Origin of the sequence: Martelella lutilitoris, assembly GCF_016598595.1 — a bacterium.
GTDB classification, from domain to species: Bacteria; Pseudomonadota; Alphaproteobacteria; order Rhizobiales; family Rhizobiaceae; genus Martelella; species Martelella lutilitoris_A.
This window is the reverse complement of sequence record NZ_CP066786.1, coordinates 845,296-860,717: the sequence shown is the minus strand read 5'-3', so window position 1 is coordinate 860,717 and position 15,422 is coordinate 845,296. Positions and strand designations below refer to the sequence as shown.

General features: G+C 63.6%; 10 protein-coding genes and 1 tRNA gene. 7 read left to right on the top strand and 4 right to left on the bottom strand.

All coding sequences use genetic code 11. The features are described from left to right. Positions 1-124: 124 nt before the first annotated feature. The 4 genes from cpdR (at position 125) to JET14_RS03945 (ending at position 3,335) form a co-directional block, all read left to right on the top strand. A complete protein-coding gene (gene cpdR / locus JET14_RS03960) occupies positions 125-487 on the top strand; it encodes a cell cycle two-component system response regulator CpdR (RefSeq protein WP_024708997.1) in 363 nt (120 codons plus the stop codon). A gap of 95 nt (positions 488-582) precedes the next feature. Further along, a tRNA-Val gene (locus tag JET14_RS03955) sits at positions 583-657 on the top strand. Positions 658-1,070: 413 nt separating this feature from the next. Beyond that, positions 1,071-2,378, top strand: coding sequence for a GGDEF domain-containing protein (locus JET14_RS03950; RefSeq protein ID WP_200336893.1), 1,308 nt, complete (start codon positions 1,071-1,073; stop codon positions 2,376-2,378). A 27-nt stretch (positions 2,379-2,405) separates the two neighbouring features. Then, a complete protein-coding gene (locus JET14_RS03945; protein ID WP_200336892.1) occupies positions 2,406-3,335 on the top strand; it encodes an ROK family protein in 930 nt (309 codons plus the stop codon). 6 nt (positions 3,336-3,341) lie between these two features. Here JET14_RS03945 and JET14_RS03940 read toward each other — a convergent pair whose 3' ends face one another. From JET14_RS03940 to bcsN, 3 genes are all read right to left on the bottom strand, one after another. Next, positions 3,342-5,684, bottom strand: a complete 2,343-nt coding sequence (locus tag JET14_RS03940; protein WP_200336891.1) for a cellulose biosynthesis cyclic di-GMP-binding regulatory protein BcsB — start codon at positions 5,682-5,684, stop codon at positions 3,342-3,344. Continuing rightward, positions 5,684-7,873, bottom strand: coding sequence for a UDP-forming cellulose synthase catalytic subunit (gene bcsA / locus JET14_RS03935; protein ID WP_200336890.1), 2,190 nt, complete (start codon positions 7,871-7,873; stop codon positions 5,684-5,686). The genes JET14_RS03940 and bcsA overlap by 1 nt, the downstream gene beginning before the upstream one ends. Positions 7,874-8,141: 268 nt before the next feature. Beyond that, positions 8,142-9,266: a cellulose biosynthesis protein BcsN gene (bcsN, locus tag JET14_RS03930; RefSeq protein WP_200336889.1), complete on the bottom strand. Its 1,125-nt coding sequence runs from the start codon at positions 9,264-9,266 to the stop codon at positions 8,142-8,144. A gap of 489 nt (positions 9,267-9,755) precedes the next feature. Here bcsN and JET14_RS03925 point away from each other — a divergent pair, with 489 nt between their 5' ends. Next, positions 9,756-12,632, top strand: coding sequence for a tetratricopeptide repeat protein (locus JET14_RS03925; protein WP_200336888.1), 2,877 nt, complete (start codon positions 9,756-9,758; stop codon positions 12,630-12,632). 357 nt (positions 12,633-12,989) lie between these two features. On the opposite strand, the gene JET14_RS03920 is transcribed toward JET14_RS03925, so the two are convergent. Then, positions 12,990-13,253: an accessory factor UbiK family protein gene (locus JET14_RS03920; RefSeq protein WP_024709324.1), complete on the bottom strand. Its 264-nt coding sequence runs from the start codon at positions 13,251-13,253 to the stop codon at positions 12,990-12,992. Positions 13,254-13,453: 200 nt separating this feature from the next. On the opposite strand from JET14_RS03920, the gene lgt reads away from it, so the two are divergent. Then, positions 13,454-14,296: a prolipoprotein diacylglyceryl transferase gene (gene lgt, locus JET14_RS03915; protein ID WP_200337979.1), complete on the top strand. Its 843-nt coding sequence runs from the start codon at positions 13,454-13,456 to the stop codon at positions 14,294-14,296. Continuing rightward, positions 14,293-15,393 carry a class I SAM-dependent methyltransferase gene (locus tag JET14_RS03910; protein WP_200336887.1) on the top strand — a complete coding sequence of 367 codons (1,101 nt, stop codon included), beginning with the start codon at positions 14,293-14,295 and terminating at the stop codon, positions 15,391-15,393. Before lgt ends, JET14_RS03910 begins: the two co-directional genes overlap by 4 nt. Positions 15,394-15,422 lie beyond the last annotated feature (29 nt).

Genomic DNA, 15,422 nt, shown 5'->3' with positions numbered 1-15,422 from the left:
CTTGCCTGCCAAGGCCGCCGCCCGGGCGGCGGAAAGTTTGAGGCCCTCTTTATTGCTTGTTTACGACATAGGGTCTATCAGACCGGTAAACGCGAAAGCCCAATGCGCCGATATGGTTGAGCCGATGGTACTTAAAATTCTTCTGGCGGAAGATGACGACGACATGCGCCGTTTCCTGGTGAAAGCGCTGGAAAAGGCCGGCTATCAGGTCGCCGCTTTCGATAATGGCGCAAGCGCCTATGACAGGCTGCGAGAGGAACCTTTTTCGCTGCTTCTGACCGACATCGTCATGCCCGAGATGGACGGCATCGAGCTTGCCCGCCGGGCGACCGAACTCGACCCCGATCTCAAGGTGATCTTCATCACCGGCTTCGCCGCCGTCGCGCTCAACGCCGATTCGGCAGCCCCCAAGGACGCCAAGGTGCTTTCCAAGCCGTTTCACCTGCGCGATCTGGTCGACGAGGTGGAAAAGGTTCTCGGCGTATAGTCCGGCGCGCAGGAGCGAAAGCGACAGGCGACAAAAAAGCTTCAAAAAACCAGTTGACGCGACCGCCAAAGTTTGGAATACACCGCGCCACGGATGGGCGTGTAGCTCAGCGGGAGAGCACTACGTTGACATCGTAGGGGTCACAAGTTCGATCCTTGTCACGCCCACCATCCCATTCATTGATTTGCAAGGGCTTTCGCTAATGGCGGAGGCCCTTTTGATTGAAAGCCGGCCTTGCTGTGTCCGGCGAACCGGCCGGCTGTCGCGGGTTTTGACGCAACCGGCGGCACGGAAAACAACTTGCGGATGGTTGTACCTTTTTGCGCGGCGGCGTTTTAGTGAAACCGGGCAAAGGGAAGACGCGCCCTGTCGCGCGACCGCGGATGCTTCAACCGAAACGACGCCCGAGGCGCCCGCCTCGAGGTTCTTCCGGTCCAGCTACATACGGCCAAGACGCCCGGAAACATGGCCCGCTTGCAAATGAACGATCCCCGCAGGACGCATCGTTGAGGCGGCGCCGACATGAACCCGGCAAGCTTGCACGCCGGCGTGAAGACCGGCGAGATATCTGGAGACGACACGAATGGACGAGCAAATCAATACCGGAGCGGCAAGGCGATGGCTTCAGAGCCTTTCGCTCAGGGCCTGGCTCGTCTTCGGCTTTCTGCTCGCCCTGTTGCCGGTCCTTCTTTTCTCGGTGGTCTGGTACACGCAATACCGTCAGCAGGTCGCCGAACCGTTCCGCCACGTGCTCCACACCCAGCACAGGGTGCTCGTTTCGCTTGAGCGGATTCAGTCCAATCTCTGGGACATCGCCGCTTCGGTCAATGACTATGCCAACAGCGGCGATGAACACTACCGCAGCGCATTCGAGGCGGCCGAGCGCGATGTCGCGACGCATCTGCGCGATCTGGAACAGACGACCGCGGCCTATCCAGCCTTTGCCCCGATCCTTCAGGGCGTGGAGCAGCAATGGTCAGCCCTTCTCCAGGTCGCCGCCTCCGTGGAGCCCGAGGACGATGCCGTCAACCCGACGCTGATGCGCTTCGAAAGCGTGATCGCGGAAACCGGCAAGCGGGTCGAGGACATTGCCGAGACCATGCGTCTGATGAACGAAGAAAGCCATGCCCGCGCCCTCGAGGTGATGCGGCGGCTTGAAGTCTTCGCCATCATTGCGGGTCTTATGGCAATCATCTTCGCCGGCGCCGGCATCTATATCATCGATCAGGCGCTGATCCGCAGCACCGACAAGCTGGTCGAGGGCGCGATGCGCATCGCCGAAGGCGAACGCGACCGGGAGATCGACGTCCGCGTTCCGCCGGAGCTCGCATCGGTCGCTGCAGCCTTCAACGCCATGCTGAAGCAGATCATCCTGCAGGAGAACAAGCTCGCAGCCGCCGCGCGCGCCGACGGGCTGACGGGACTCGACAACCGCCGCGAATTCGACCGGGCCCTCGATGCCCGCATCCAGGCTTCGCGCGAGACCAACCAGCCCTTTGCCCTGCTCCTGATCGACGTCGACCATTTCAAGACCTTCAACGACACCTACGGCCACCTTGCCGGCGATGACGTGCTGCGCCAAGTCGCGGACGTGATTTCGAAAAACGCCCGCAAGGAGGATCGCGCCTACCGCTACGGGGGCGAGGAATTCGTGATGATCATGCCGGGCCTGCGCGCCTACGAGGCCGCGGCAATCGCCGAGCGGGTCCGAAAGGCAGTGGCCGAACAGGTGATGATCCTGCCGGACGGCGACGAACGCCACCTGACGATCAGCATCGGCGTCTCGGTGTTCAACCCGCAGGCAAGCCAGCCGGATATCGTTGATTTGGCGGACAAGGCGCTCTACACCGCAAAGACCGAGGGGCGCAACCGCGTGAAGGTCACCGCATAACCCCCTTGCCATTGAAGGGAGTTCGCGATGACCGACACGATCCTCTGTTTCGATATCGGCGGAACCGCAATCCGCGCGGCGACTGCGACGGGCGGTGCGCAACCGGGCAAGGTCGTCCGCTTCCCGACCCCCGCCGGCGATCGCTACGCCTTCCTCGCCCTGGTCTCCTCCATCATCGATGACCTGAAGCAACGCCCGGCTGCGCTCGCCATTTCACTCGCCGGCATCGTCAATCCGGAAACGGGCAATCTGGTTGTCGCCAATATTCCGGCAATCCACGGCACCAACCTCAAGGCCGACCTCGAGGACCGGACGCAGCTTCCCGTCATCATCGCCAATGACGCCGACTGCTTCGCCGTATCCGAGGCGGTTTACGGCGCCGGACGGGATCATGACATCGTTTTCGGAGTGATTTTCGGAACGGGCGTCGGCGGCGGCCTCGTCTCGGGAAAGCGGCTGATCAACCGGGCCGGCGGCTTTGCCGGCGAATGGGGGCATGGCCCCGTGGTGCCGCTTGTCGTGGGCGAACGGTCCATCCCACATTTTACCTGCGGTTGCGGCCTTTCGGGCTGCGTCGATACCGTCGCCGGCGCGCCCGGCCTGCAGCGCCTCCACGCCTTTCTGCATGGGGAGAAGAAGTCCGCACCCGCGATACTGTCAGCCTGGCACGCGGGCGAGGCGCGGGCCGCCGAGACGGTCGAAACCTGCCTTCAGCTCCTGGCCGGGCCGCTCGCCATGGCCATCAACCTGACCGGCGCCACAATCGTGCCGGCGGGCGGCGGCCTTGCCCGCGATCACGCGCTTGTCGCGGCGATCGATGAGACCGTGCGCCCGCTTACCCTGGCAAGGCCGCGGCACAGACTGGTCGTTCCGGCGACAAGCGGCGCGGAGCCCGGCCTTGCCGGAGCGGCGGCAATCGGCTTCCAGAGGCTGGGGATTGCCGCGCAACCGGCCTGATCCGGCCTATTCGTCGTAGCGGCCGAACCGGGTCAGCATCTGTTTGGTCGCGATGCCGAGCAGAACGGTGCCGATCACCAGCGCCAGCGAAAAGGACATGGTGTTGGTCGAAAACCAGTTGGTCAGCACCAGGCGGATATTGTTGACCGAGAACGGCGTGTCGAAGATGAACACAGTCGCGCCGATACCGATATTGTCGATCACCCCGGTATTGCGGTTATAGGTTGTTATGCGCCCCTGCACGGCATCCCAGTGCTGGCGCTTGGTCAGCGCCGTCATGCCGTTTTCCAGATTTTCATGGGTCGGGGCCGCGATCATCGTCCACGCCCCGTCGTCATTGGGGCTCGGTTCCTGCGCAATGATCATCGAAATCGAGTTGGGCGGCAGATAATCGGTGTCCGGCCGCGGCAGGAAGCGCAAGGTCTCGAAGGAGAGATCGTAATTGCGCTTTAAGTATTTTTCCACCTCGAAGATCCAGTTGTACCAGCCGGCCGTCACCGCCTCGTCCCATTCCTCGATCGTGGTTTCCGGCGCTTCGTTGTAATTGGCCTCGCCGCCGACCTGCTGCGTCCAGACGCTCCGGCTTGTCTGGGACACCTTGGTCTCGCGCAGCGCCTGAGCCGGCAAGGTGCCGATCGCGCCGAGAAAGATCGCGTCGCCGTCACCGACATCGTCGACGGAATGCACCACGTCGACCGGAATCTGGTGGCGAGCGGCGTTGGCGAGCTTGGCGACAAAGTCCGAGGCCGCGCTCATCGTGTCGCCGTTCAGGCTGTCCATATATAAGGGGATGCGGTCCTCGTGGCGCGAATAGGGAAAGCCCGTCCCGCTCGTCGCCCACAGATTGGGCACCTGCGCCACCCGGCCGAAATTGGGCATCTCGAATTCGCTGGTGTCGAAAACGGCGAATCGCGGCGTGTCGTCGGCGGTCTGGCCAGGCAGGCATGCGGCGTCCTCCTTGGTAAGAAGCGCGGCCTCGAGAACGATCTTGTTCACACCCGGACGCATGTGGCGCATGGTGAACCGGACCGGCGTGCGGCGCAGAACCGCGCCGTTGACCGTGCTGATCGGCCATGTCGCGGCGAGCTGATCGTTGACGAAGACATGCAGGCGGCTGCCGGGCAGCACGATCGGGCCGTAGGCGGCGTCAAGCAGAAGCCGTGCCTCGCCATAGGCGTCGGCATAGAAATCGGCGGGCAGGCCGATGGCGAATTCGGCGCGGAAAACGCGGCCGGAGAATTCCTGGGTCGGAATGCCGAGCTGCTCGAAGGTCAGCGTGCGGTGACCGGTCAGGAGCTGGGTGTCCTGCTTGCGCCACGAATGGGTGGAATAGGCCTCATCCTTCTGGGCGGCCGAGCGCGCCGCCGGCGCGGTGATGCCATCAATCAGCGGACCGATGCGCTGCCAGGACGGCGCCACCAGCACGAGCACGCTCTGGCCGAGCGCGTTGGTAGAGACGAAGCGCGCCGACTGGGTGGTGCCGATATCCGGAAGCGCGTCGCCGAGCAGCGGCCGCAGTTCGGCGGGCGTGCCGACATAAACCGGCAGGACGCCGGAGGCGAATTTCACCGGCTCGCTCTTCGAATAGGTAAACAGGGTGTTCGGCATGTCGGCCAGGAGCGCCAGTCCCTGTGCCAGTTCGAGGAGCGGATCGGCGGCGATCGTATCGGAGAGGCCCGGCGCGACGATATGGAACCGGGTGCGGCCGAGCGCATCGACGCCGACCGCGCGGATATCGTCGGTGGTCGACATCAACCCTGCATCGGGATTGTCGAACATCAGGAAGGTCCGTTCCGGATCGATATCCGTCCACAGATCATAGGTGGATTCGAGATCGCAGTCTGTGCGGTGGCGTTGCTTGATCTTGAAGGAGACGATGTTGTAGCCGGGCTTGAGCACGCCGTCAGGCACATCGAAGCGCAGGTCGGACTTGCGCTCGGACGACGACAGCGGCGGGCTTGCCACTTCGACATTGTTGAAGGAAATCGTCAGTCTCGAAAATTCGGGCGCAACGAAGATCGAGTTCTGGTAGCCGATGTTGAACTTGGCCGCAGAGCGCGCCTGCTCCTCGGTCAGATACATCGACCAGGACCGTTCGACATTCTCGCCCTCGATGCGCATCTCGTCGGCGGGGATGACATAGCGGAAGAAGGGCAGTCGCTCGGCGGTCTCCGGCGTCGCGGGCGCCGCCGTTGCCGGCTGCGGCGTTGCGGGATCGACCGCCTGCGGCGGCGGGCCCGAGCCGTCGGAGCCCATGTCGAAGGGAGCGGCGGCGCCCGGCGCGGTCTGCGCCGCGGCGATCGCCGGGCCGGCAAGCAGGAAAACAATGAAAAGCAGGATCCGTCCCATCAGCTCTTGCCCTTGCCCCTGACCACGACTCCGCCGGTATTCGGCTGGTATTTGCCGATAAAGTAGCTGAGGCCGCGCCCCATCTGCCGGATCGACATCTTGATGAACCAGAACGTGCCGCCAAGCGTTCCGGGGTCGTTCTTGCGCGACTGAAGCAACTGCTGCCAGCGCTCGGAATTGGCGAACATCAGATCCGAGACCATGGAATGATGCAGGCTGCAGACCGGCGCGTAGCGACAACCGACCATGGCGAGTTCGCCCAGAGACCGCGCATGGCGGATCATCACCGGCACCTCGCCCGGATCACCGCCCTTGTGCGGCTCGACCCGCAGGAGAGCGTGCGTGCCGGGGCGCAGCCTGTCAAGATCGCGCACCTGCACCTGCAGGCCGGCGCCGTCGGTCGAGACATCCTCGATGGTGCCGCGATAGACGCTGCCGCCGATCACCAGTTCGCAGCGCCGCGACATCTTCACCCGGCGCGCCTTCTGCCGCTCGCCGACCTCCGAGACCACACCGAGGGCCGCGGCCGTCAGGAACAGGTTGAGGAAGTTCCACCCGCCAACAACCCAGGTCACGCCCGCGAGATAGGGTTCCGCGTAGAGCCTGTAGGCCATCATCACCATGGCGGCGACGAAGATGAAAAAGATGATGAAGAACGGCCGGCTGATTTCGGACAGCCGGCTCTGCTCGATCGACTCGTCCTTCGCCGTCACCTTGAAGGACGGTTTCTTCGGATTGATGATGGCCGAGACCACGGCGGGCATCAGGTGGATGGTCTGGATATATTCGTAGAGCTCTGAGATCCACGGCCACCGGAACTGGCCGAAAAGGTAGTTCTGGATCAACATGTTCACGATCAGATAGGAGAGCGTATAGGCAAGAAACTCGCCGCCGGACGCATCGAATATCTGCAGGCCGAAGAACAGATAGCACAAGGGCGCAATCATGAACGAAGCGCGCGCGAAGGGAAACAACCAGAACAGGTTGGAGGACATGTAGCAAAGCCGCTGCGGCAGCGTCAGTCCGCGCAGCAGGATCGGGAACTTGAAGCGCAGGATCTGCATCATGCCCTGGGCCCAGCGGCTGCGCTGGCCGATGAAGCTCGAGAAGGTCGCGGGCTGCAGACCGGCAATCAGCGGCCGGTCGACATAGACGCTGTTCCAGCCGTTGGAGTGAAGTTCAACAGCGGTTTCGCAGTCTTCCGTGATCGAGACGCCGGAAAAGCCGTTCACGGAATTGAGCGCCTCGCGCCTCAGAACGGCGGCCGAGCCGCAGAAGAACGAGGCGTTCCACTTGTCGAGGCCGCGCTGGATGATGCCGTAGAACATCTCGTTCTCGCTCGGCATGATCTCGTAGGTCCTCAGATTGCGCTCCAGCGGATCCGGGTTGATGAAGAAGTGCGGGGTCTGGACGAGGAAGAGCTTGGGATCCTCCAGGAAATATCCCACCGTCTCCTGCAGGAAATCATTGGTCGGCGCGTGGTCGGCGTCGAAGACCACGATCAGGTCGCCCGTGGTGTATTGCAGCGCGTGGTTCATGTTGCCGGCCTTGGCGTGCTCGTTGCGCGGCCGGGTGATATAGCCGACGCCGAGCTCTGCGCAGATCTGCCGGAGCTCGCGGTGGCGCGTCTGGGCGAGGCTTGCCTCCACCAGGTTCTTCGAATTTCGCTTCTGTTCCGAACCGCCGTCATCGAGCAGGTAGACCTTCAGCTTCTCCGGCGGATAATCCATCGCCTTGGCGGCCGCCAGCGTGTTGGAGAGCAGCGTCGCGTCCTCGTTGTAGGAAGGCACGTAGACATCGACATAGGGAAGGTCGCCCTCAAGCTTGCCCCAGCGCGGACGCACCGGCAGCGGAAAGGAGACCACGAACAGGCTGAGCGCCAGCATGCAGACCGAGAACATTTCGGCGCAATAAAGCAGGACGCCCGGGATGAAATTCTGCAATTCGGTGATCGGTGGCAGAGTGCTGGTGGTGCGCCAGAAAACATAGCGCAACACGATCGAGGTGCCGAAAGCGAGCGCGATCAGCCGCCAGTTGCCCTCCGCATGCATCTGCTTGAGCACCATCATGACAGCGACGGCGACGACGCTGACGACGATCTGGGTGCGCAGGTCGATCGGCAGGGTGACGAGACCCAGGACGAAGATCGACGTGATCATCCAGGCGATGACGATTGCGGCCCTACGCATCAGGCGACACCCTTCCTAAAGGCTGGCATGGACTTCTTTCCACCCTAGGGCAAAGAACCCTAAGAATTGTTTTCCGTCGCGCCTTTTTTCCGGAAAATGACGGTGCGCGGCCCGGCCAGCCGGTTCCGTACCTCAATGAAAGCTGTCTGTGCAAGTTATCACCTGAAGGCACCCTTTCGTTTCTTGTGCGCCACTATGCACGCAACCCGGCCGCGCTCCAACCCGCACAGAATCTTGTTCGCCCGTGCGTGCGGCATTCGAAGCGCGCCTATTCGCAGCTCACGGTCGTCGAGCCGGGCAGAAGACGGCAGGGCGGTGACGGCACGGAGCGCGTGGCGGACGCAGGTGCGCGGGTGACGGCCGCAGGCGTGGCAGACCCGGCAGACGCGGCCGGGCGCGCCGGCACGGGAATGGAGCGTGTGGCGGCCGGTGTCGCCGCGGAAGAAGCCGCGGGCGTGGCGGCCGGCGCCCCGGAGGCTGCAGGCGTCTGGCGGCCGGGCGTCGGCAAGGAAGAGCCCGTTGCCGGCAATGCGCCGGGCCGCGCCGTGACGGACGAGGGCGAAAGCCCGGGAGCCGGCGGAACGTTGACATAACCGCCCGACGGCAGGCTTCCGGGAGGAAGACGCACGACATCGACGCTGATCTCGTCCCCGGTCGCGACCGGCGTGGTCGCGCGGGTCGTGGTGGTGGTGCGGGTTCTCGTCGTCGTTGGACGGGAGGTCGAGCCCGGCAGGACCTTTTCGGTGTCGGCAACGCGTTCGGCGCGGTCGTCATAGGCCCGGCGGGGATAGACCGGCGCGCCTGTCTCGCCAAGGAGCGGCGGCGGAGAGGCCTGTTCGCCATAGGGGTTCCACCCATAAGCCTCGACGGCCGCATTGACGGTATAGCCATACATGATGCCGAGCAGATCGTCCTCGCTGGCGCCGCTCTCGCAGAAACGAAGCCTGATCTGGATCGTGCCGGCCTGGCCGAAGGCGGCGCGCGTGTCGCGTCCGGGCCTGATCTGCTGCCAGCCATAAATGCAAAGATCGTCGCCGCGCCCGTAACCGAAGGCATAGCCGAACGGACCGTAATTGTTCTGCACGTAATAGGGCGACTGCACCATCTTCACGCCCGGCAGTTCCTCGCGCATCTCCTCATCGACGCGCAGATCGGTGACCGAGCGATAGTCGAGCGACCGGCCGTTCATCGGAGAATAGTTGCGGGTGCCGAAGAAGACGGCGTTGATATAGTTCTGGCCGGGGGTGCGCGCGTCGGTGCGCAACAGGATGCGCTGGTCGATGGCGTTCGAATACTGCGTTTCCAGAACGGAGATGATCGCCGGCCCGCCCGGCGGCGGCATGACCACCGCTTCCTCGGGCATGAGATTGCGCACATTCGACGTATAGGGCATGAGATTTCCGGCGCAGCCCGCGAGCAAGCCTACCCCAATGAGGGCCAGAGCCGTGCGGCATCCGGTCCTGATCTGATAGGCAATCGCGTTCATCATGGTACGGCACACCTCGGCTTCGGCGCGAGGCAGGCGGTTGCTGGACCTCATCGCGCAGGATTTCCCAACCATATTTTTCAGATTTAGGTAAACAAACGACTAACAAACCGCCTCAGCATTGGCGGTCGCCGACGCATGAAAATCCACATTTCACGCTCAAATGCGGCAAGCAGGCTCGATTTTTAATATTTCTTAACGACAATATGGATTTGTAGTGTCCCAAGCTGTGCTCTTCGGCGGGAACGCTTTATGCCGGACCTTTCTGCCGCAGTCGTAATCGGGCGCGACCGGCGAAGAACGGTCGTTCCGGGAAGGATTTGGAACAGCGGGCAATGATGAACGGGCGTGGTTGCGGGTCTTGGCGACCGTGTGCTTGGCCGGAGTAAGGATGTTATGAGACTGACTTATATTGCACTGACCGCCGGCGCGATCGCCCTGATCGGTGCAATCGGCATGAGCGGCCCCGGCCGGGAACTGCCCCTGACAAGGGCCAAGGCCCAGTCTGCCGACGACTTCCAGCAGGCCTACGACCAGATCGTCGAAAACGACACGCCCGCCGCGGCCCCGCCCGAGCCGCGCTTTACCCCCGTCCCAGAGGCGCAGGCCCAGGAGCCGTCCGAAAACCTCAGAAATCTTTCCAGCAACGCGCAGCCGCCGCAGGGCGACGCCGTCACCGAGATCACGCGCGGCCAGACCGAGACGGCCCCGCCGCAGGAACCGGCAACGCCGGCGGTGGATGAGAGCGCGCTTCGCTATTTTGCCCAGCAGGGCGACCTGCAGCGCCTGCAGGCCGAAATCTCGCGCCTGCGCTCGCTCTACCCCAACTGGACGCCGCCGGCCAATCCTCTGGCAGTCGAGGACGGTGAAGACGAGCAGCTGAACGCCATGTGGGCCGCCTACGCCAAGGGCGACTACGCCGAGGTTCACCAGTTGATCCGGGACCGCAGGGCCGAAGAGCCCGACTGGTCGCCGCCGGCCGACCTCCTCAATCGCCTGCACATTGCCGAGACCCGGACCAAGCTGCTCGCCGCAGCCGAGGACGGGAACTGGGAAGACGTCATCGATTACGCCTCGCAGGCGCCGAGCCTTCTGACCTGCGCGGAGATCAACGTCCTCTGGCAGGTCGGCGAGGCCTTTGCCCAGACCGACAAGCTCTCGCGGGCCATGGATGCCTACACCTATATCCTGAAAAATTGCGACAACCCGGAAGAGCGCCTGGCCACCATGCAGAAGGCCATGGCCTTCATGCCCTATGACGACATGAAGACCCTTCTGGGCTTCGAGCGCCAGGACGATGACGGCAAGGGCGAGTTTCAGGAAATCCGCGACGCATTGCTGCGCGACCGCTTCGCCCAGGCGGGAGAAGACAAGACGATCGTGGTCTCGCCCGATGACCTCGCCCATATGGAAAAGCTTGCCAATGACAGCCAGGATGCCAAGGATAGCGAACTCCTGGCTTGGTACTTCCTCGTGCGCGGCAGCGAGTCCGCTGCGGAGGAATGGTTCCGCAAGGCGCGATCGGAAGAGGATTCGGCCGAGATTTCGCAAGGCCTCGCCCTGATCCTGATCGAACAGGACAATGCCGAGGAAGCCGAGTCGGTGATGTATCCCTGGCGCAACTCCTCCGCCGAGGCGATGGACACCTATCTGAACGCCGTCGTCAACATGCTCGGCCGCATTCCGCGCAAGGACTACAGCCAGGAGGTGCTCTCGCGCATGGCCGACGTCGTCACCGAGGCCAAGAGCATGACCGCGGCACAGCAGTTCGGCTGGTATTCAAACGACTACGGCGATCCGCTGGCGGCCCTGCAATGGTTCGAGGCTGCCCTTTCGTGGGAACCCGATTACGAGCCGGCGGCCTATGGCGTGACCCTGATGCTCAACAGGATGAACTACAAGCCCGGCGTCTACCTGATGCAGCGCATCTGGGCTCCCTATTCGGAGCGCATCGCCTGGCTGAACGATCCGAACGCCCCGGTCACCACGATCGAAAACGTGATGGCGACCGTGTTCGAACTGACGGCGCTTGAGCAAACGGACGGCACGACACGCACCGTAGCGGTTCCCATTGCCGAAATCGACCTTTCCACCGGCCAGCAGACACCGCTCGGCGCCGCCGCTCCGGCGCCCGGCGCGCCGGGCCAGACCGGAACGGGCGTTTCGCTGACGGCCCCGCTCTACGGGCCCGGCATGCAGCCGCTCGCAGGCGCGGACGCCGAGACCGCGCCGGTCAATTACGTGCCGGAATACTACGAGTATTATTACGGCAACGCCGCAGCGGGAACGCCGCCGATCGCCGGCGACGGCACCGCGGCCTCGCGCATGCGCGCGATCGAGCGGCTGACCATACCGCGCTCCATGATCCAGACGGACCCGATCACCGGCGTTCAGACCGTCACGGTGCTGAACTCCGCGCTCGAGCCCGAGCAGACCCGTTTTAACGTCTCCGCGGCCCAGGTGCAGGCCGCGTTCTACACAACCGGTCAGCCTTCGGACAAGACCGTGATCTACCGCTTCGACGAGCAGGCCTATATCAACCGCGACTATCTGAGACAGTTCGAGATCACCTATTACCTCAATCAGGCAAACGCTGCCGGTGACAATATCACCATCTCGACCCTGCCGGCCGGCACGCAACTGCCTGCGGGGACGCAGGTCGCAACCGCAACGCCGGCAGCCACGACACGCACGGCAGCGTCTGCGACAACGACGACGCGGCGAACGACCACATCGTCATCCTCGTCCGGGGGGAGCTGCTGGAGCGGCCGGTCCGCCGTAGGGCTTTCGCCCGACGCGGCGCTCAGGCAGGGCTGGTGCCTGATGGACATGGAACGGCCGATGGAAGCCGCGCGCGCCTTCGAGACGGCGCTCGGCTCCAGCTCGGCGAAGAACCGCGAAGAAGCCGCCTACGGCCAGTCGCTTGCCTATCTGCGCATGGGCCTGACCAGCAAGGCCGCCGTCGCCGCCGCCGAAGAGCCGCTGAGTTCGGAACGGCAGCTCAACCTGCAGGTCCAGATCCTGACGAAGCGCGCGATCGCCGCCTACCAGGGCGGGCACTACCAGGATGCGCTGCTCATCCTCAACCAGCGCAGCCAGCTTGCGCCGGAAGAGACCGGTCTGATGGTCATCCGAGGCTACGCCTACTATAATCTCGGACGCTATTTCGACGCGCAGAAAGTGTTCGAGGCGCTGGCCGAAATGGGGAACCGCAAGGGTATGGAAGGCATCGCCCTTGTGCGCGGCCAGCTTGGCCTGCCGGGCAGCAACTAGAGCATTTCGCAGTCAGATGGAAACATCTGACACTCGCGAAAATGCGTCAAAACAAATAGATAGAGCGGATTCGCGCTTCCACCAAAGGCGGAACCGCTCTAGCGCATCGTGCTTTCGTCCGGTCCGAGGCCTGTCTGGTGACCGAAGCTGGGCACGGCAGCGGGCAGGAACAAGACACGGGGCAAAATCATCTGCAGAAGAACAGGCAACGGCGCGCGGGCCCGCTGCCTGCCTCCTCGGACCACGGCCGATGAAAAGGCCGCCAGTACGGACAGATCGGGCGGTCGTCCGGTCAGTCTCGGATGAGACCGACCTGCCTGAAGCCCGCCTTCGGAACGAACGCCGTAAAGCGCCTTGTTATTCCCCGGCTTTCCCGTCCAGCTTCGCCTCGAGCGCGTCGATACGGGCCCGCAGAGCGTCATTCTCGTCGCGGGCCTTGATCGCCATGTCGCGCACGGCGTCGAATTCCTCGCGCTGGACAACGTCCATGCTGTTCAGCCAGCGCTCCACCTGCGCCTTGACTGCCGTTTCAAGGTCTTTCCCGGCACTTTGAACCGAGCCGGCGGCATCGGTCATCAGTTTCGCCAGATCATCGAGGATGCGCGTGGTGCCGGATGTCATGTCGGTTTCTCCTTGGAAAATGCCCTAACGCACCATCTGCGGTGCTTTCCCCTGAGGTAGTGGGCCCGCGCTGAAGGCGCAAGTCCGGTTGCGGCGAATCTGCATGCGCCCTGGCCGCGGGCAAGCTTGACCGCGCCGGATTATGTCGCCATCTTCGCGCCGACCATAGAGGAATTAACGCCTTGCTGCCAGACCATATCATGCTCGCCGCCATGCCCTTCCCCGCCATCGATCCGGTGGCGGTGCGCCTCGGCCCCCTGCAGGTCCACTGGTACGGGCTTGCCTATGTCGCGGGCATTCTGCTCGGCTGGCTCTATGCCCGCTGGCTTTTGAGGAAGGAAGCGCTCTGGCCCGGCGGCCGGCAGCCGATGACGCTCGCGAAGCTCGACGACTTCATCACCTGGTCGGTGCTGGCGATCATCGTCGGCGGGAGGCTGGGCTATGCGCTTTTTTACGCCCCCGGCTTCTTCCTTTCCCATCCTCTGGCGCTCTTCAAGGTCTGGGACGGCGGCATGTCCTTCCACGGCGGACTGATCGGCATGATCGTCGCGATGATCGTCTTTTCGCGAAAACACGGCATCAACACCTGGTCGCTGCTCGACCTGGTCGCGACGGTGACGCCGGTCGGCCTGTTCTTCGGGCGCATAGCCAACTTCATCAATGCGGAACTCTGGGGACGGTCGAGCGACGTTCCCTGGGCGATGGTCTTTCCCGGCGCCGGACCGCTGCCGCGCCATCCGAGCCAGCTCTACGAGGCCGGCCTCGAAGGTCTTCTGACGCTTGTCATACTCTTCATCGCGACACAGGCCTTTCTGACGCTGAAGCGTCCGGGTCTGACCGGCAGCCTCTTCATCTGCCTTTATGCCCTGTCGCGCATCTTCGTTGAATTCTTCCGCGAGCCGGATCCGCAGATCGGCTATCTCTTCGGCGGCTGGTTGACCATGGGCATGGTGCTGTCCACGCCCATGCTGCTCGTCGGGCTCTGGGGCATCTGGTATTCCAGGCGCATGGCGGCGCGGAACGGCGCGGGCAAGGCATCGTGACGACGAGGCTCGCCGGCAAGATCCGGACGATCATCGAGACCGGCGGCCCGATGCCGGTCAGCACCTATTTCAACATCTGCCTCGCCGATCCCGATCATGGCTACTACATCACGCGCGACCCGCTGGGGCGCGCCGGCGACTTCACCACGGCGCCGGAAATTTCCCAGCTCTTCGGCGAACTCATCGGCATCTTCCTGGTGCAGGCCTGGCAACGCCACGGCGCGCCGGAGAAAACCGTGCTGATCGAGGGCGGACCGGGTCGCGGCACGATGATGGCGGACATCCTGAATGTCATTTCGAAGCTGGCCCCCGATCTCTATTCGGGGCTTGCCGTCTGCTTGATGGAGACGAGCCCCGCGCTCCGCGCGCGCCAGGCCGAAAGGCTTGAGCGGCACGACGGCAAGACCTGCTGGATCGACAATCTTGCCGAAGCGCCGGAAGGCTTTACCCTGTTCGTCGCCAATGAACTGTTCGACGCCATCGCGCCGCGCCAGTTCGTCAAGGCCAGGTCCGGTCTGTTCGAGCGCGTGGTCACGCTCGACGATGACGGCGCGCTTTGCTTCGGCATATCGCCGGCCAGGCTCGATCCGACCGCCCTTCCGCCGGACTGGCAGGCGCAGCCCGACGGCGCGATCTTCGAGACCGCGCCGGCGCGCGAGGCGCTGATGGCGCAACTCGCCGAGAGGCTGAAGGCCGAGGGCGGCAGCGCGCTGATCATCGATTACGGGCATCTGACAAGCGGCTTCGGCGACACGCTTCAGGCAATCCGCGATCACGCCTTTGATCCGCCCCTGGCGCATCCCGGCGAGGCGGACCTGACAAGCCATGTGGATTTCGCTGCCCTTGCCGCTGTCGCCCGGCAGGAAGGACTTCATGTTCATCCGATGATGATGCAGGGCGCTTTTCTGGCAGGACTCAGTCTTGGTCCTCGCGCATCCGCCCTCGGCCGTGGCAAGGATCTCGTCACCCAGCAGCAGATCGTCGCAGCCGCGCGCCGGCTGGCTGGTGACAATCAAGGAGAAATGGGTAATCTTTTCAAAGTATTATGTGTCTCCAACCGACCGTTGTCGCTCTTGCCCTTTGACGGCGAGGATTGACAAATGCGCTTCCCGCGCACCACCATCCG